Source organism: Pusillibacter faecalis (genome assembly GCF_018408705.1).
GTDB lineage: Bacteria > Bacillota > Clostridia > Oscillospirales > Oscillospiraceae > Oscillibacter > Oscillibacter faecalis.
This window is the reverse complement of sequence record NZ_AP023420.1, coordinates 1,539,573-1,555,290: the sequence shown is the minus strand read 5'-3', so window position 1 is coordinate 1,555,290 and position 15,718 is coordinate 1,539,573. Positions and strand designations below refer to the sequence as shown.

The following is a 15,718-nucleotide window of genomic DNA, read 5'->3' as shown; positions in this document are numbered from 1 at the left end:
TCAACCATTGATCATTTCCACGCGCATCTGCGCAGTCTTTGCCGCTGTCTCCGCTCCGGTACCCACAGATAGATGCAGGTCCATCCAGGATGCGTTGATCTGGAGATCCGTCCGGTCCGCTTCACGGGGTTTTCTCGTCAGCTTCAGATAGCGGCTTCCTACTGCCAGCGCCGGGGCCAGCAGTTCCATGGCCTCCTTGGTCTCCTGTGCCAGCCGATACCAGGCGACCGCATCGTGTCCGCCCAGCGCGTCATCGAGCGTCAGCCAGAGTTGCAGGTCGTGGCGGGCCAGGAGCCGGTTGGCGGCCGTCCAGTCGTCCTTCTCCACAGCCAGCCAAAAGGAGGGCCGTGCGAAGCCGATGGGGCCCACATACGCTGGGCCATTTTGCCGCCAGCAGGGCGTTTATGGCGTCCAGGACTTCAGTCGTTTTCAACGGATACCCCCTTGCACAAAATGATGAGCGCTCAATCTCTGGTTCCCCTGCTCCGATCGTTGCTCAAAACCGTGCAATGGATCAAACATGATTTTTAGAAAGTTTCAAGAGCGATGTTTTTAAGACGTTGGGCGCCAGCCGCAGCCAGTTGATTCGCAGCGCGGTCCCATGATATCTCATACATAGGTCTCCCCGGCGCAGCCTGGCGCATACCGACCAGGCCGTTGTGCATGTCCATGCTCCAGGGCGCTGGCGATGCGGTCCTCTGCGCCCCCGGCCCCATACGGCCTGGCGGCAGCCCGGAACCGTCCCCGCTGACCGCTGACGGTCACGGCGGGCCTGTAGGGACCCGCCATGCCGTCCCAGATTTTCGGCGGAGTTGGCCGCTCCTGCCGGGCGTATTCCGCAGGCGTGGCGATACTCCGGGAGTTTTTCCGTGTCGGGCGATACCGCCCCTTCTTGATGCGTGCGTCAGCGCGCCCCGATCCAGAGAGCCAGAACAGGATGCCGTCCTTGCCCTCCCAGGCCAGAGATCCCCACCTCTTCACAGAGAGCCTCCAGGTAAGCCGCCTTGAAGCCATCTATAGAATGTGCTGATGAGTTTTTTAAAACAATGGAGGCGCCTTCCGCTAACTTTTTCGTGGGTTCTTATCCTATAGACCATGGGCGGGCAATTCAAAATTGAATTGCCCGCCCATTTCTTAGACTATAAAGGTTTTAATTTTTTACCACCTTAGAAAAATGTAAAATAACATTCCAAACAGCAACCACAGTCATGATAACCATACCAATCGCGCAGCCGAACGGCAAAATCCACGCAGGTGTAGAGCTTGTAGATTGGGTTGTTCCGCCGAGAATATACTGAACAACCATTTGCACCGCATAGTAGCTCATGAGGCCAAAGAAAACAATATTGATACATTCCAAAACCATATTTAGAATGTGGTAGCCAGTGACCCGGCTCTTCAGCGCACCGTCTAAAATTTCAAGACGCATGCAGCCGCCTTGAGAAAACATAACGGCAGCACCAATGAAATAGCCATAGATCATAATTGTGCGCAGAAACTCATCAGACCATGCCATGGATATCCGTAAAACAAAACGGCAAAATGCATTTGCGGTTATCACCAGGATGCCGACAAAACCGATCATGCCCAGAAACTGATCCGAACCGGTTTCCAATTTTTTTAGGACGCGACTCATATGCAGTCCCCTTTTCATTTCAGGTTTTAACATTAACGAAGAGACGCAACATAATCCTGTACCATCGTCAGAATTTCATCACTGCCCATAGACTCATTAAAGATATCATAGACAGGGCCGCAGAGTGCGGCAAACGCTTCGGAATCAGGATGTTCCTCAACAACCACGCCCTCATCTTTCAGCAGCTGCAAATTCTCCGCTTCGCTGGCGGCGTTCAACTCACGGGCGTAATCGCGAGCTTCCTCGGAAGCCTTCTGGATGGCCTCCTGCTGATTCTCAGACAGGGAATCCCACTTAGCGCGGTTGATATAGAAGGGCATCGGGGTATAAGAGTGATAAGTCATGGAGAGATAATCCTGAACCTCATACATCTTGTAAGAAGTGATAGAAGACAGGGTGTTTTCCTGCGCGTCAACGGTGTGATTTTGCAAAGCGGTAAAGACTTCACCCATATCCAATGCCATCGGGATCGCACCGAAAGCTTCCCAGGTTGCTTGCTGCGTAGCAGAAACAACGGTGCGGATCTTCAGGCCGGACATATCAGCGGGGGTAATGATGGGGTTGCGGCTATTGGTAACATGACGCATCCCACTCTCCCAGTAGCACAGCATCTTTAGGTCCGTAGACTCAAACAGATCAGCGATTGCCTTACCAGGCTCGTTATCCAACGTTTGGTGCGCCTCGTCATAGGAAGCAAATACATAGGGGAGCTCAAACACCTGAATTGCGGGAACATACCCCGCAAAGTAGGAGGTCCCGGTGGAAACAATGTCAATCGTGCCCTGGGCGGTACTTTCCACACATGCAGAAACGTTGCCTAGCTCGGTGTTAAAGAAGCAGTCAATGGTGACAGAGCCGCCAGAATACTCATTGCACAGCTCTGCAAATTTTTTTAAGGCCTCGCCGCTGGGGCTATCCTCGGTCAGACCAGCAACGATAGCCGTCAAGGTGACTGGTTCCTCGGTGTTTCCAGCCGCGGAATCTGTAGAGTCAGAAGTAGTATCAGAGGAGCCACCACAAGCAACCAAAGAGAGCGCCATCATGGCGGCAAGAAGCAATGCAAATAACTTTTTCATAATATACCTCCAAAAAATTTATTTACAGCAGGCCGGGCAGGAAGGTCGTAATGGGCGGGATGAATGCAACAAGAACCAGGCCAATGACTGTCACAAGGATAAAGGGTTTAATGGCACCGATGACGGCGTGAATGGGACGATTGCCAACTTGAGCAGCCATAAAGAGGTTTAAGCCCATGGGAGGAGTAATCAGCCCAATACAAGTGGCGCTGACCATGATTCCGCCAAGGTGGACAAGGGAGACGCCATACTCCATTGCAATGGGCGCGAGAATCGGGGTCATAATCGTTGTGATCGGTACAGAGTCAATAAAGCACCCAAGGAACAGCAAGATGAGCATGACAACGATCAAGAATAATACTTCGCTGGAAGTAATGGACAAAAGCGTATTTGCCAATTTAGAAGCGATTCGCTCTCTTGTTAAAACCCAGGAAAATGCGCCGGATGCGCCGACAATCAGCATGATATTGCCCGTACTTTTCATGGCTTTTCCCAAGCATTCCAGCATGGTTTTCCAGTTCATTTCCTTATAGATAAAAAGACCGACAAGAATGGAATAAAAGCATGCAACACCGGAGGCCTCCGTGGCGGTACAGATGCCGGAGTAGATCCCGCCCAGAATGATGACTGGAGCTAAAAGAGCCCAGAAAGAAGACCCAAACTCTTTCAGAAGCCTCTTCATAGAAAAACTGCCAACACCGGCATAGCCGCGGCGATGGCAAATCCAAACTGCCAGAATACAAACCATCGCAGCCTGCATCAGTCCAGGACCTACGCCGGCCATCAGCATGGTGCTGACAGATTGATTTGCATAGACAGCATAAAGAACCATGACGATGCTGGGAGGAATCAGGGGGCCAAAAATGCCAGAGGTTGCTTGCAGTGCACAGGCAAAATCGCTATGGTAGCCATTTTTAACCATCATAGGAATCATGATACCGCCGACTGCGGCACAAGCAGCGACACCAGAGCCGGTCATAGCAGCAAAGAAAACACTAGCCAAAACAACCACGAGAGCTAAACCGCCTGTAAAGTGGCCAACAAGGGCTTGGCAGAAAGAAACAATGCGTTTAGAAATACCGCCTGTTTCCATCAGAGCACCAGCCATAATGAAAAACGGAACCGCTAACAAGGTGTAGGTATTCACACTTGCCAAAATCTGCTGCATAACAATGAGCGGAGAAACATTGGCAAACAACACGATATAGATCAGTGCCGAGCCGCCCAATGCCAAGGCAATTGGAGATCCCACAAAAATAAATACAAAAAACGACAGAAAAAGGACGATAACACCCATAATTTACCTCCTGATTTTAAATAAAATGAAGATGAACGGCATCTTTGCCCCCTTTTTTCTGATCATGAGAGCGCTCACGGACAGTTTATCGAATTATCTAGATAAAGTGAAATGAATACAAAGCTTTCCGCTCGTTCGTTTTGGTGGATTCCATTTGGTGAAGTAAGGCCCCCTCCAGGGAGGAAACGTACCTGTCAAAAAGAATCGAGATCAACGATGCTTTTCCCCGAAAAAAGGCATCGGGATATATCTTTAGGATAGATTGAAGTTAAAAAAAATGTAAAATACTAATAATTTATTCGGATCATAATATTCATGTTATAACAAACGGACAAGAAGAGCTCTAACGGTGATCCCTTCTGTTCCTATACATCCGGAAAGACCGTTTTTCGAATGGCTGTGTCCCAGAAAAGAGATTCCGTGTCAGATAGTATTTCTTGGGTACGGTAATTTGCAGTTAAGTACCATTTAGGCGAGTATCCCTTCAGTTTGAAAAAAGTAACATCATTTAAAGAAGCGCTTTGAAAAACAAAGTCAGAAAGGACGGCAATCCCGTTGCTTTTAGGGGCCAAAATATAATCAAATGCCGTCCGCATATTGGGGAGTTCCATGACAGAGAGCGATGGATCATTGATTTTTTCAAAGTATGCGTCCATAAATTTATTAATATAGTATTGGGGAGAAAAAGTAACAAAAACCATGAATTTAAAAAGAGGTAAATCTTTTTCTGTTAGAAAAAGCGGCTTTTCTCTGGTTCCGACACGCCCTGCCGCTAAAGGGCTATTCCGATTGCATATTAAAAGCAAGCGCTCTGTTTGCAAAATATGCCGCACAAATCGGGAATCCGTTTTCTTTTCAGTGTGAAATATTGCAATGTTAACGGTTCCTTCTGTGATTTGGTCCAGAACGGTCAGAGATGTTCCATCTTTCAAGGACAAAATGGTTTGAGGCGTCTTTTGGATAAACTCATGGATAATGGAGCCAAAGACCATTGGAATCAGTTGTGTTGGAACCCCGATAGAAAGCCTGCAATTTTCTTTCTGACGATAGTGCTCTAGCTGCGTTCGAAACTGCTGTTCCAAATCTAGGGAGCCCTTGATATAGTTCAAATATAGTTTGCCTGCTTCTGTTAATAGCAGAGGGGTATGATTTCTGTTAAGAAGTCTGACGCCAAGATCCTGTTCTAATCGATTCACATACTGGGTTAACGACGGCTGCGATACATGAAGTATCTGCGCTGCTTTTGTCAAATTTTGTGTTTCCGCAATGACTAAAAAATAATATTTTCGTCCTATATACATGAAAAACCTCTTAAGTAAGTCTGACCTTCCTCACGCAAACAGTATAATTTTTTGTCCCTCAAATGTCAAGTTATAGAGCCATAAATGATAATGACATATCATATATGTTAACTATAATGATTTGTGAAGGGGGCAAAAAAGTGATGATTGCACAGAAAATAAAAAAGCTTAGAGAAGCACGCAATTGGAGTCAGGCAGAGCTTGCCCGCCGTGTAGATGTGACGAGGAACGGAGTAAACTCTTGGGAGCAGGGGCTCTCTATGCCATCGCCAGCATGTCTGGTAGAGCTCGCCAAAGTATTTTCTGTATCCACGGATTATTTATTAGGGATTGAGTCCCTTGAGCGTGTCAATGTATCGGGTTTAGACTCTAAAGAGGTGGCCTTATTAACGGAATTAGCAGATATGCTGAGAAACAAGGATCACAAATAGGATACCCTATGGATTGTTTGAAGTTACGGAGTACAGCGGGATCAGCATATCAAGCCGAAACAGAAGAGACTCCGTGTCAGACTGGCCCACGGCAGCCATACCCTGCTGAACAACTGCACGGAACAGGCAGCTGAGGAACGGTCGATTCTGGTGAATTCCGCCCACGGCTGTAAACTCTCGAAGATGGAAATGCGGGAGATCAAAGTCCTCCCATAGGAGAGGATCGGTCCTTACCTGATGGAAGCGGACAAGCGGGGCTTGTTGGCAGTGTACTACCTGGAGCTGACCACCGGCCTGCGGCACACGTTTGTAATGCTGTCCCTGAAAAACGGGGCGGATGGCAAGGCGCGCTCCAGTGCCCTGGGGCACTACAGTGCGGGATTTACCCTGAGCACTGCACCCACGCCAGGCGGACACGAAAAGAGACGCGGCTGATACCATCGGGAGCCTCATCAGTCAGGCAATGTGAGATATGACAAACAACACCCTCCAAATTCCACACAAGCAACGTGGAAAACCGCAGCTAAAACCCACAAACAGCCAGCACCGGGCAGAGAATTTCCTGTCCGGTGTTGGCTGTTCCTTTTCCCACATGGGTCACGGCTCGGGCCGGCGGAAAACGGCCCAAAGAAGTGGTCAACTATTTCGCGGAGAGCAAAAGAACAGTTCCTGATTTCTTGCGAAATCAGGAACTGTTTGGTGGAGACTACTGGACTCGAACCAGTGACCTCCTGCGTGTGAAGATACGTATGGATGTCAAAGGCCTGCGGTTGGGTGTTTTCCGGCAATTTTTACCCCACTTTTTGCAGGCCCAATATCTGCCTTCTCCACTGCGCCCACCCGCTTATTTTCTGATATTGGTCAAAGGCCCGGCTCCGCCAGATTCGGCGGAGCCGGGCCTTTTTCATGAAGCTAAATAATATTGTTGTGAGCAGCTTGAATCGAAACGATTATCAAGTGACGCTTTCCAACTCAGGCAACTTCCTCTGCGCCATGCCCACGCCAACAAATGGGGAGGAAGTATATAAACAAGATGAATCATACCAAAAAATATACGGTCACTAAAATCGATATCCCCGTTCCTGTACGGTGATTTTATTCGTTGTCCTTAGTATTTCTGTTTCCTTCTTCAAAAGAGGACCTGTAAATACGGAATTAGTTTCTCCTATTATGACATTAAAAATACAAAGGAGATACCAATAGAGAGTGGTATCTCTTTTGCGTAAAAATCAAAGAGGAGATTTTTTATTTTTCCGCAAGTCTTTTTAATGCCTCAATGTTAGGTATATAGAGAAATTCTCTGTCCTTCTGAATCAGCCCTTCATTCTGAAACTTTTTCAGCGTCCGGTTGACGGATTCCCGCTTGGCGTTGGTATAGACACCCAGTTCGGAGTCGGTCATCCGGTAGTTGATCTTGATGCCTTCCGACGTCGGGATGCCGTACTTTTCAGCGAAGAGTAGCAGGATACTGGCGATTCGGGGAGGAATCCCGCTGGTGGCATAACGCTCCAGCCTGTCCACTACCATGTCCAGCTTCTGTGAAATGCTCATCATGATGGTGGTGCTGACTTCCGGATACTTGGCTAGCAGCGCGTGATAAGCATGGTCGGACAGGCTCAACAACCGGACATCATCCATGGCGTAGATGGACAGAATGGAGCCCCGGTTTGTGATGTAGGCTGCTTCGCAAATGAACTCACCCTGCCCATGGATGGAAACCAGGAACTCATCTCCCTGACATGTCAAGAGTACAGTGCGGACAGAACCTTCGATGATAAAAAACATCTCAGGACATTTGTCCCCCTGCTGAAGGATCATGTCTCCGGCGTGGTAGCTTTGAATGATTGGGTTCTGCACAAGCTGTAAAATCTGATTTGGATATAGTTTGTTGTCCGGCAAGCAGGATTCCCCCAATCCAATCAAGATTTATAGGTGCTGCGGGCTGTGCGGGAGCCGTGGAGACGGCTGCAGCAGAAATGTTTACCCCAGACAGGGGGCCACAATACTTTCACTATATTATGATGGAAAATGCGAAAAAACGCAAGATAAACTTCAGGCGGAAGAAGTTGAGAGTTCCTAACCTTTGTTAAAAAACAGAAAAAATATTTGCGCACTTTGCAAAAATACGTCATTTTATACAAAACAAACCAGGTAAAGATTGGGACATACTTGTGACGGCGGTCATAGATACGGCTTTGCCGTTTGGTGCAATATAAGGAATATAAACGTGGCCGGGAGTAGAAGAGAGAAGCTAGGCTGCGAAAAACCAAGAGAAGGAGAAGCAATTATGAAAAAGTTTATAGCGGCGGCCATGACAATGCTCATGGTGTTCTCCCTAGCGGCATGCAGGGACTCCACCACAGCTACCCCTGGTACTGCCGGCAACACCGGAAACACTGTTTCCGCGCCGGAGTATGTAATCTCTGTCTCTGTGACCACCTCGGATGATTCCGCCTGCAACAAGGCCATCTATTACATGGCGGATCTTGTGAAAGAAAGAAGTGGTGGCCGTGTGGAGCTGGACGTGTATCCCAACGGCACCATGGCTAACGACGTTGGCAGTGTGGAAGGTGTTCAGATGGGAACCATCGGCATGACCCTGGTGTCTAGTGCCAACTATACCCAGTTTGACTCCAATCAGGCAGTCTTCGATCTGCCCTTCCTGTTCCCGACCAAAGAGGACGCCTACCGCTTTTTTGAGAGTGATCTGGCCGGCAAGCTGGCAGAGAGCCTCGGCAATTACGGTTTCCACTGCTTCGGCTATATGGACTACGGCTACCGGCTGCTGACCAACGATGTGAAGGAAGTCCAGTCCATGGCTGACCTGAAGGGTATGAAGATACGTACCATGAGCAGCACCTATCAGGTGCAGACCTGGGAGTGCCTGGATGCGGTGCCCACCGTGATCTCCTTCTCCGAGCTCTTTACCGCCCTACAGCAACACACGGTGGACGGCCAGGAGAATCCCTGGGGCAACATTATCTCCCAGAAGTTCTACGAGGTGCAGAAGTATGCGACGGACACACACCACATCCTGACGGTATGCCCGCTGGTTATGAGCCAGGACATCTATGATTCCATGCCGGAGGATTTGCAGAAGGTCATGGATGAGTGCGCGGCGGATACTCTGGTAGCTGCCCGGGATATGGTCAACGAGGAAGAGTCCGGCGCGGTGGAGACCGCCACAGCGGCCGGCATGGTCGTTACTAGCGCCTCTGACGACATGATCCAGGAAATGCGTGAGGCCTGCCAGCCTGTCTATGACAGTATGAAGCAGGAAATCGGCGACATCGTCACCCAGGTGGAAGACTTCTTCGCATAATATCTGACATTCTCACAACGGCCGCAAATAATTTGCGTGCCGTTGCTGAGAATTATAGCAGGAAATTTACGCGTGAAATTGATTTTTAAGGAGACACAAACGTGAAGAAAAAGGATACTTTTGAGGAAGCCTTGGGCGGTATCCTGATGGCGGTCATTTTCATTTGCGCGACCTTTCAGGTGCTAAACAGGTTCATCCTTCATTTTTCCGCGCCGTGGACAGAGGAACTCTGCCGCTACGCATTCATCTGGATCGCGTTCCTGGGCATTGCTAACGGCATCAAGCGTGGAACGCATCTGAACGTGAACCTCATTGAGAACGTACTGCCGAAGAAAGCCATCACCGTACTGGATGTGGCACTGGACGCGGTGTTTCTGCTTCTGATGGGCTACATGTTCCGGATATCCTTGGATTATCTCATGAAAGTAGCGCGATACGGTACCCTGAGCGTGGGACTCAAGATCCCTATGTGGATCGTGTATCTGATTCTGCCGCTGTTCAGCGCCTTGACCATAGTCCGGCTGGTGGAAAAGTACGTTCGAAAGCTGGCAAGGAGCAAGGAGGGTGAAACATGATTATTGGATGGTTATTTCTGGCATTTTTTGTTCTGCTGGGGTTGTCCATGCCCATCGGTATCGCGATCCTGGTGGTTTGCGTCGGGTATATCCTCCTAACTGGCGGGATGCAAGCGAGTTTCTTTATCTCTGCGTTCTTCTCCGCGCTGGACAGCTTCCCGCTATTGGCGGTTCCCCTCTTTATGCTCTCCGGCGATCTCATGACGAAGGGCGGTATTGCGCGGCAGCTCTTTGACTTGGCGCATAAGCTGGTGGGCAAACTGCCCGGCGGACACGCCATGGCGGCAGTACTCTCCTGCCTGTTTTTCGGCGCGGTGTCTGGTTCCGCGCCTGCTACGGTGGCGGCCATCGGCGGTCTCATGATCCCCATGCTGGCGGATATCGGATATGACCGGAAGTGGGCCACCGGCCTGCTGGCCTCCGCAGGCGCACTAGGTGTCATGATTCCGCCTAGCATCCCCATGGTGATGTACGGCGTAGTGACGGGTGAGTCTGTCAGCGACCTCTTCATTGCGGGCATCATCCCCGGCATTCTGGTGGGCCTGCTGCTGTGCGTGTACTGCTACACGTACTGTAAAAAGTGCAGGCCGACGCTCAAATGGGAAGTGGAGGAAAAAAGCTTTGGCCGCGTCCTAAATGACAGCAAGTGGGCCATTTTGATGCCCGTCATCATTTTGGGCGGCATCTACAGCGGCTTGTTCACTCCCACGGAGGCAGCTGCTATCAGCGTACTCTACGGTCTCATCATCTGTCTCTTTGTCACGAAAACTATTAAGCTCGCGGAGCTGGCGGCGCTCTTCAAGAGTACCGCGGCCTCCATGGGGCCCCTGATGATCGTCTGTGCGTCCGCCACCGTTCTGGGCAAGATCCTCACCATGGAACGAGCCCCTGAGGTCATCGCCAATCTGATCCTGAGCATCAGCTCCAACAAGATCATGATTTTCCTGCTGGTCAATCTGTTCCTGCTGATTGTGGGTGCGTTGATGGACACTGTGGCCGCGATCCTGATCTTCGCGCCGGTGCTGTACCCCATTATGACGGGCCTTGGCATGAGCGGCATCCAGTTCGGCTGCCTTATGACCGTCAATCTGGCAGTAGGCTTCATCACACCGCCCATCGGTATGAACCTTTATGTTGCCAGTGGACTGACGGGACTCTCTGTGGTGGAAATCTCCAAAAAAATTGTCGTCCCGATGCTTCTGATGATTATAGCGGTGCTGATGGTCACGTATATTCCCGGAATCTCGCTTTGTCTGCTGCCTGGCTGATTGGGCACGGCAGGAAAGCGTTTTACTGAAAGAATGGAAGGAGATTTTATGGGCTTTAAGGTAGGATTTACGGATGCCTTCCGTCTTGGGATCGACTTTGCCTATGAAAAGGAGCGATTTCAGAAAGTCGGCATCGAGTTTGAGACATTTAATTGCTACACGGAGGATGATGTCCTGGAGAAGATGCAGGACTGCGACATACACATCCTGGTGGCGGCCCCGTACACAAAGCGGGTCATTAACGGCCTGCCAAAGCTGAAGGGGTTATGCCGATTCGGCATCGGCGTGGATTCTATTGATGTTCCGGCTGCCACGGAGCAGGGCGTGAGGGTCTGCAACGATACCGGCTACTGTCTGGAGGAGGTGGCGACCCACGCGTTTGCCTTAATCCTGGATCTGTTCCGCAAGACGTCTCTGCTGGATCGCTCTGTGCGGAGCGGTGAGTGGAAATGGAGTGTGGGATATGAGGCCAGGAACTTGACGGGGATCACTGTGGGCCTTGCGGGCTGTGGGAATATCGCCCGGTATCTGATTCGTTTCCTGAAGCCCTTCCGCTGCCGGGTCATTGCCTTTGATCCCTTCCTGGACGCGGCAACCATCGCGGCCCGCGGCGCGGAGAAGGTCAGTTTTAACGAGCTACTGGAGCAGTCTGATGTAATTTCCGTCCACTGCCACCTGACAGATGAGACCCGGCACATGTTTGACGCTGCCGCCTTCCGGAGGATGAAGAAGAATTCCTTCATTGTCAACGTATCCAGAGGTGCGCTGATCGACACTTACGCCCTAGCGGATGCCATCCGCATCGGGGATTTGCAGGGCGCAGGCCTGGACACACATGAGAGCGAACCCTTGGCGTTGGATCACCCACTGCGGACAATAGACTCGGTGATCCTGACACCCCACTCCGCTCATTACTCTAGCAAGGCGTTTGAGACCCTGCGGATGCACATGGTGGATCAGGCCATTGCGGTTCTGGAGGGGACGATGCCACAGTTCCTCTTCAACCGGGAGCAGCTGGGGCTTTGAGAGAAGGCGGAAACAGGCGCCGGAAGGAGGAAAAAGCATGATTCTTTGTAAAGTGATCGGAAATGTGGCTGCGCAGCAGAAGGAAGAGAGCCTGGTAGGGAAGAGGATGCTTCTTTGCCAAACCGAGGAGACCGGAAAGCTTGAGCGGGTCGTGGCGGTGGATCTTGTGGGCGCCGGCGTGGGGTCTGAGGTTCTGGTGAGCAGACAGTACGGCGGCGCACAGGGGTACATCGACCTCTATATTATCGGGATTGTTGACATGATCTCGGAAGGATAAATCAGGAAGGAGTTCCAACATGTATTCTTTGGGCTTTATTGAAACTATGGGCTATGTACCCGCCTTTCAGGTGGCCGACACGATGGCTAAGGCGGCAGATGTGGAGATCGTGAAAAAGGTGTGGGTCGGCGCAGGCCTAGTCACCATAGTCATCAAGGGGGAGATTAGCGCCATTCATACGGCGCTGGATGCTGGCGCGGCGGCCGCCAACCAGACAGGCTGCCTGGAAGCCTGCCTTGCGGTCGCGCATCCTGCCAAGAGCTTGGTCCGGATGATTGGAATTGAGGAATGATTGAAAGGAGAGAGGATCATGCAGCCTTGGGGTTTTATTGAAGTTGTAGGGTATGTTCCCGCAATCGCCGCCGCCGACACCATGACGAAGGCGGCAAAGGTTGAGCTGGCAGGAACGGAAGTCATCGGAGGCGGCTATGTGACCGTCGCTGTGAAGGGCGATATCGCCGCAGTGCGTACTGCGGTGGATGCCGGAACGGAAGCGGCCCGCTCTGTGGGCCAGGTGCATTGCGCACATGTAATCGCGCTGCCCAGCGAAGGCGCCGAAAAGGTTCTGAGCCTGAACATCGCTGATTGAGGAGGTTGCGAAATGAATGCTTACGGTTATATTGAGGTTGTTGGCCTGGTGCCCGCCGTGGAGGCCGCCGACGCGGCGTTAAAGGCTGCGGAGGTTCAGGTCGTTGGCAAAGAAAACACTGGCAAGGCGATGATCGCCGTAATCATCAAGGGCGAAATCGGGGCGGTCCGCACTGCGGTCAACGCAGCGGAGGAGGCTGTGAACCGGATCGGAAAGGTTGTCAACACCAATATTATTGCAAAGCCGGATGCCAGCCTGGAAAATCTCTATTGAGGTGGTGAGGGGCCGCTATGCAGAATATCTTGACTCAAAGCGATATCCGCGCCTATCACCAGAGAGGCGTAAAGGTGATTACCCTGCCGGAAGCACCGCTGCTCACGGACTGCGCCCGGGATGAACTGAAGCGGCTAGGAATGCAGGTCCTTGTTGACAATGGCGCGGGTATGGCGGCGCAGCCAATCTTCGCCCCAGCAGGTCCAGCTTCGGTACCCCAATCACCCAGCGGCGGGTACGGCAACGCGGGCGTGCCGGACTTCAGCAAGCCCATCCGTGCCCCCTTCCGGGAGGCAATCTGTTCGGACAGGAAGCTGATCGGCACCTTTGTTGCAACACCGCATCCGATCATGACCGAGTACCTAGGCCACTTTGGCTTCGACTTTCTCTGCATCGACGCGGAGCATAACGCCATCCATTTGGCGGAGCTGCAAAAGATGCTGCAGGGTCTGCAGGCATCCCGGGTCACATACGGGATGGTACGGGTGCCGACACTGAGCTACGAGCATGTCAGCGGCGCACTGGACATCGGTGCGGATGCTCTTCTGATCCCCCAGATCCGAACAGCAGATGACATCAAGCGGTTGCGGGAATACAGCCAGTATCCGCCCATTGGTCGCCGTGGTGCAGGCCCCTCCCGCCTGTGGGAGTATGGAGACACCATCGGGGCTCTTGCCGATCAGCAGAACCGAAACTATACCACTAATATCGTGGTGCAGCTGGAGACAGTGTCCGCAGTGGAGAATATCGATGCTATTCTGAAGGAAGCAGCGGACTTTGTGGACATGCTTTTCATTGGGCCGGGTGATCTCTCCATGGACATGGGGATTTTCGGTCAGAATTCTAACCCAAAGCTAGTGAACACTGTAATGATGATGCGGGAAAAAACCCGTGCCGCTGGAAAGCGGCTGGGTATCTTCGCGGCGAATTTTCAGGCAGCCCAAGGTTGGTACGAGAAGGGCTTTGACATGACTATCATCAATTCGGAGCTGGCGCTGATGGGCAGCATAATCTCCAAGGATATGAAGACGCTGCGCTCTGCCATAGGAGAGCCGCTGTAATGAGATACATAACTTCTGCGGACCTCCAGGCGCTGCTCCGCGAGGGAAAGAAGGAACTGGTCTTAGGGGAGCAGGACAAGCTGACAGATGTGGTCCGGGAGATGCTCAGGCACTACGGGATTCGAATTGTGCATACCGGGACCACCAGCACGGTGGGTTCCGGCCCGCAGGCGGCGGTGTTCGCGCCGCCTGTGTCAGCCTGCGCCCAAGGATTGGATATCTCTACTTTTGCAGAGACGGGGAACGGGCTGGACTACGACTTGGCCATCATCAATGGGATCGTTGTCCTGCCGGAGTCCGGGCGGGTGGAGACAAACATCTGCATCAGGAACGGGAAAATTGCAGCCCTGACGTTGGAGCATCCCTCAGCCCGCCAGGTGATTGATGCTCGCGGCAGATATGTCTTCCCCGGAATCATTGACCCCCACACGCATCTAGGCCTGTATGCCCCGTTGGAGACCGAACTGGAGACAGAAACGCGTTCCGCATTGCTGGGCGGCGTGACCACCATCGGTACGTTTTTTAACCACGAGGGGAGTTATCTGCCAACAATCTCCTTGCTGGAGCGCGTGGTGCCCCAATATTCGAGAATCGATATTATCCCGCATTTCACTCTGCGGGATGAGAAGCAGCTTCAGGAACTCCCGCTGTACGCGGGAAGGGGGATGAATTCTTTTAAGGTGTATATGTGTGGCGTGAGGGGGCTTTATCCCCATCAGGATGACGGGTTCATTCTTGCCGCTATGGAGAAGCTGCGGGAGTTGCCGTCGGATCCGGTGCTGTGCATTCACGCGGAGAATACCTTTATTGTGGACCGCGCCACACAGAGCCTGGAGAGCCAACCGATGAACAATCTGGAGCAGTGGCGCAGAATGCACCCCAATATCGCAGAGGGAGAAGCGGTGCTCCGCAGCGCGTATTTCAGTGGAAAAACCGGCGTGCGCACCTATGTGGTACACCAGTCCTGCAAGGAGAGCATGGAGGTTCTGGAAAGGGCAAAGCACGAGCGGTTTTATGCGGAAACAACCTCGCCCTATCTGACACGGGATACCTCCAGTAAGGTGGGCGCTTATGGCAAGATGCTTCCGCCATTCCGAGAGCCTGAGAGTCGCCTGGCGCTGTGGGACGGCATTCGCAAGGGCCTGATTGACACCATTGGGACAGATAACGTGACCATGACCGCTGCTGAGAAGAAAGCAGGGCAAGGGATGGCCAATGCGGACGCAGGCTATCCCGCACTGGGAACTCATTTGGCATCTGTTCTGAACGAGGGATTTTTCTGCCAAGAAATCTCCCTGGAAAAGTTAATTCCGCTTATGACGATGAATCCGGCCAAGATTTTCGGTGTTTATCCGAAAAAGGGAACATTGCTGCCGGGGGCGGACGCTGACATCGTGATCGTGGATATGGAAACGCCGCGACGCGTGGACCCCCGGACGTTGTGTAGTCGATCGGACTTCTCACTGTTTCAGGGGGAGGAACTGCGAGGCTGGCCTGTCTGCACCATCAAGAGCGGTTGGGTCGCGGCGGTCAACGGGCAGGTTGTGCAGGACGAGCTTCGCGGTGTCATGCTCCAGCATTGAAAT

Annotated in this window: 19 protein-coding genes; 12 read left to right on the top strand and 7 right to left on the bottom strand. The window is 51.9% G+C overall.

Annotation, left to right across the window (positions count from 1 at the left end):
• From KJS55_RS07885 to KJS55_RS07860, 6 genes are all read right to left on the bottom strand, one after another.
• Window positions 1-369: a hypothetical protein gene (locus KJS55_RS07885; RefSeq protein ID WP_213543080.1), complete on the bottom strand. Its 369-nt coding sequence runs from the start codon at window positions 367-369 to the stop codon at window positions 1-3.
• Window positions 370-609: 240 nt separating this feature from the next.
• Window positions 610-981, bottom strand: coding sequence for a hypothetical protein (locus KJS55_RS07880; RefSeq protein ID WP_213543079.1), 372 nt, complete (start codon window positions 979-981; stop codon window positions 610-612).
• Window positions 982-1,150: 169 nt separating this feature from the next.
• The gene (locus KJS55_RS07875) at window positions 1,151-1,636 is read right to left on the bottom strand and encodes a TRAP transporter small permease (RefSeq protein WP_213543078.1); all 486 of its coding nucleotides are present in this window, start codon (window positions 1,634-1,636) and stop codon (window positions 1,151-1,153) included.
• Between the two features lie 32 nt (window positions 1,637-1,668).
• The gene (locus KJS55_RS07870; protein WP_213543077.1) at window positions 1,669-2,712 is read right to left on the bottom strand and encodes a DctP family TRAP transporter solute-binding subunit; all 1,044 of its coding nucleotides are present in this window, start codon (window positions 2,710-2,712) and stop codon (window positions 1,669-1,671) included.
• Window positions 2,713-2,734: 22 nt separating this feature from the next.
• Window positions 2,735-4,009 (bottom strand): TRAP transporter large permease, encoded by a 1,275-nt coding sequence (locus tag KJS55_RS07865; protein WP_187030221.1) that lies wholly within the window; start codon window positions 4,007-4,009, stop codon window positions 2,735-2,737.
• Between the two features lie 365 nt (window positions 4,010-4,374).
• Complete coding sequence (locus KJS55_RS07860) at window positions 4,375-5,310, bottom strand: LysR family transcriptional regulator (protein WP_187030219.1); 936 nt, start codon at window positions 5,308-5,310, stop codon at window positions 4,375-4,377.
• Between the two features lie 143 nt (window positions 5,311-5,453).
• Between KJS55_RS07860 and KJS55_RS07855 the strand changes: the two genes are divergently transcribed.
• Together KJS55_RS07855 and KJS55_RS07850 are read left to right on the top strand one after the other, a co-directional pair.
• Window positions 5,454-5,741, top strand: a complete 288-nt coding sequence (locus tag KJS55_RS07855; RefSeq protein ID WP_187030364.1) for a helix-turn-helix domain-containing protein — start codon at window positions 5,454-5,456, stop codon at window positions 5,739-5,741.
• 237 nt (window positions 5,742-5,978) lie between these two features.
• The gene (locus tag KJS55_RS07850; protein ID WP_213543076.1) at window positions 5,979-6,176 is read left to right on the top strand and encodes a site-specific integrase; all 198 of its coding nucleotides are present in this window, start codon (window positions 5,979-5,981) and stop codon (window positions 6,174-6,176) included.
• Window positions 6,177-6,986: 810 nt separating this feature from the next.
• On the opposite strand, the gene KJS55_RS07845 is transcribed toward KJS55_RS07850, so the two are convergent.
• Window positions 6,987-7,640: a Crp/Fnr family transcriptional regulator gene (locus KJS55_RS07845; RefSeq protein WP_213543075.1), complete on the bottom strand. Its 654-nt coding sequence runs from the start codon at window positions 7,638-7,640 to the stop codon at window positions 6,987-6,989.
• 388 nt (window positions 7,641-8,028) lie between these two features.
• On the opposite strand from KJS55_RS07845, the gene KJS55_RS07840 reads away from it, so the two are divergent.
• The 10 genes from KJS55_RS07840 (at window position 8,029) to KJS55_RS07795 (ending at window position 15,715) form a co-directional block, all read left to right on the top strand.
• Window positions 8,029-9,063, top strand: coding sequence for a TRAP transporter substrate-binding protein (locus KJS55_RS07840; protein ID WP_213543074.1), 1,035 nt, complete (start codon window positions 8,029-8,031; stop codon window positions 9,061-9,063).
• 101 nt (window positions 9,064-9,164) lie between these two features.
• Entirely contained in the window at window positions 9,165-9,638 is a 474-nt protein-coding gene (locus tag KJS55_RS07835) for a TRAP transporter small permease (protein ID WP_213543073.1), read from the top strand.
• Entirely contained in the window at window positions 9,635-10,906 is a 1,272-nt protein-coding gene (locus KJS55_RS07830) for a TRAP transporter large permease (RefSeq protein WP_213543072.1), read from the top strand. Before KJS55_RS07835 ends, KJS55_RS07830 begins: the two co-directional genes overlap by 4 nt.
• Window positions 10,907-10,954: 48 nt before the next feature.
• Window positions 10,955-11,932: a C-terminal binding protein gene (locus KJS55_RS07825; RefSeq protein ID WP_213543071.1), complete on the top strand. Its 978-nt coding sequence runs from the start codon at window positions 10,955-10,957 to the stop codon at window positions 11,930-11,932.
• Window positions 11,933-11,969: 37 nt separating this feature from the next.
• Entirely contained in the window at window positions 11,970-12,209 is a 240-nt protein-coding gene (locus KJS55_RS07820) for a EutN/CcmL family microcompartment protein (RefSeq protein WP_213543070.1), read from the top strand.
• A 19-nt stretch (window positions 12,210-12,228) separates the two neighbouring features.
• Window positions 12,229-12,501, top strand: a complete 273-nt coding sequence (locus KJS55_RS07815) for a BMC domain-containing protein (RefSeq protein ID WP_213543069.1) — start codon at window positions 12,229-12,231, stop codon at window positions 12,499-12,501.
• 18 nt (window positions 12,502-12,519) lie between these two features.
• Window positions 12,520-12,798, top strand: coding sequence for a BMC domain-containing protein (locus KJS55_RS07810; RefSeq protein WP_213543068.1), 279 nt, complete (start codon window positions 12,520-12,522; stop codon window positions 12,796-12,798).
• Between the two features lie 12 nt (window positions 12,799-12,810).
• A complete protein-coding gene (locus KJS55_RS07805) occupies window positions 12,811-13,071 on the top strand; it encodes a BMC domain-containing protein (protein ID WP_213543067.1) in 261 nt (86 codons plus the stop codon).
• Between the two features lie 17 nt (window positions 13,072-13,088).
• A complete protein-coding gene (locus tag KJS55_RS07800; RefSeq protein ID WP_213543066.1) occupies window positions 13,089-14,132 on the top strand; it encodes an HpcH/HpaI aldolase family protein in 1,044 nt (347 codons plus the stop codon).
• Window positions 14,132-15,715, top strand: coding sequence for a dihydroorotase (locus KJS55_RS07795; protein ID WP_213543065.1), 1,584 nt, complete (start codon window positions 14,132-14,134; stop codon window positions 15,713-15,715). Before KJS55_RS07800 ends, KJS55_RS07795 begins: the two co-directional genes overlap by 1 nt.
• Window positions 15,716-15,718 lie beyond the last annotated feature (3 nt).

Bases quoted from the DNA above. Each gene is read 5' to 3' on its own strand.
- KJS55_RS07795 (WP_213543065.1), top strand. From the start codon at position 14,132: ATGAGATACATAACTTCTGCGGACCTCCAGGCGCTGCTCCGCGAGGGA.
- KJS55_RS07850 (WP_213543076.1), top strand. From the start codon at position 5,979: ATGGAAGCGGACAAGCGGGGCTTGTTGGCAGTGTACTACCTGGAGCTG.
- KJS55_RS07810 (WP_213543068.1), top strand. From the start codon at position 12,520: ATGCAGCCTTGGGGTTTTATTGAAGTTGTAGGGTATGTTCCCGCAATC.
- KJS55_RS07855 (WP_187030364.1), top strand. From the start codon at position 5,454: ATGATTGCACAGAAAATAAAAAAGCTTAGAGAAGCACGCAATTGGAGT.
- KJS55_RS07825 (WP_213543071.1), top strand. From the start codon at position 10,955: ATGGGCTTTAAGGTAGGATTTACGGATGCCTTCCGTCTTGGGATCGAC.
- KJS55_RS07800 (WP_213543066.1), top strand. From the start codon at position 13,089: ATGCAGAATATCTTGACTCAAAGCGATATCCGCGCCTATCACCAGAGA.
- KJS55_RS07815 (WP_213543069.1), top strand. From the start codon at position 12,229: ATGTATTCTTTGGGCTTTATTGAAACTATGGGCTATGTACCCGCCTTT.
- KJS55_RS07875 (WP_213543078.1), bottom strand. From the start codon at position 1,636: ATGAGTCGCGTCCTAAAAAAATTGGAAACCGGTTCGGATCAGTTTCTG.
- KJS55_RS07860 (WP_187030219.1), bottom strand. From the start codon at position 5,310: ATGTATATAGGACGAAAATATTATTTTTTAGTCATTGCGGAAACACAA.
- KJS55_RS07840 (WP_213543074.1), top strand. From the start codon at position 8,029: ATGAAAAAGTTTATAGCGGCGGCCATGACAATGCTCATGGTGTTCTCC.
- KJS55_RS07805 (WP_213543067.1), top strand. From the start codon at position 12,811: ATGAATGCTTACGGTTATATTGAGGTTGTTGGCCTGGTGCCCGCCGTG.
- KJS55_RS07820 (WP_213543070.1), top strand. From the start codon at position 11,970: ATGATTCTTTGTAAAGTGATCGGAAATGTGGCTGCGCAGCAGAAGGAA.
- KJS55_RS07830 (WP_213543072.1), top strand. From the start codon at position 9,635: ATGATTATTGGATGGTTATTTCTGGCATTTTTTGTTCTGCTGGGGTTG.
- KJS55_RS07870 (WP_213543077.1), bottom strand. From the start codon at position 2,712: ATGAAAAAGTTATTTGCATTGCTTCTTGCCGCCATGATGGCGCTCTCT.
- KJS55_RS07865 (WP_187030221.1), bottom strand. From the start codon at position 4,009: ATGGGTGTTATCGTCCTTTTTCTGTCGTTTTTTGTATTTATTTTTGTG.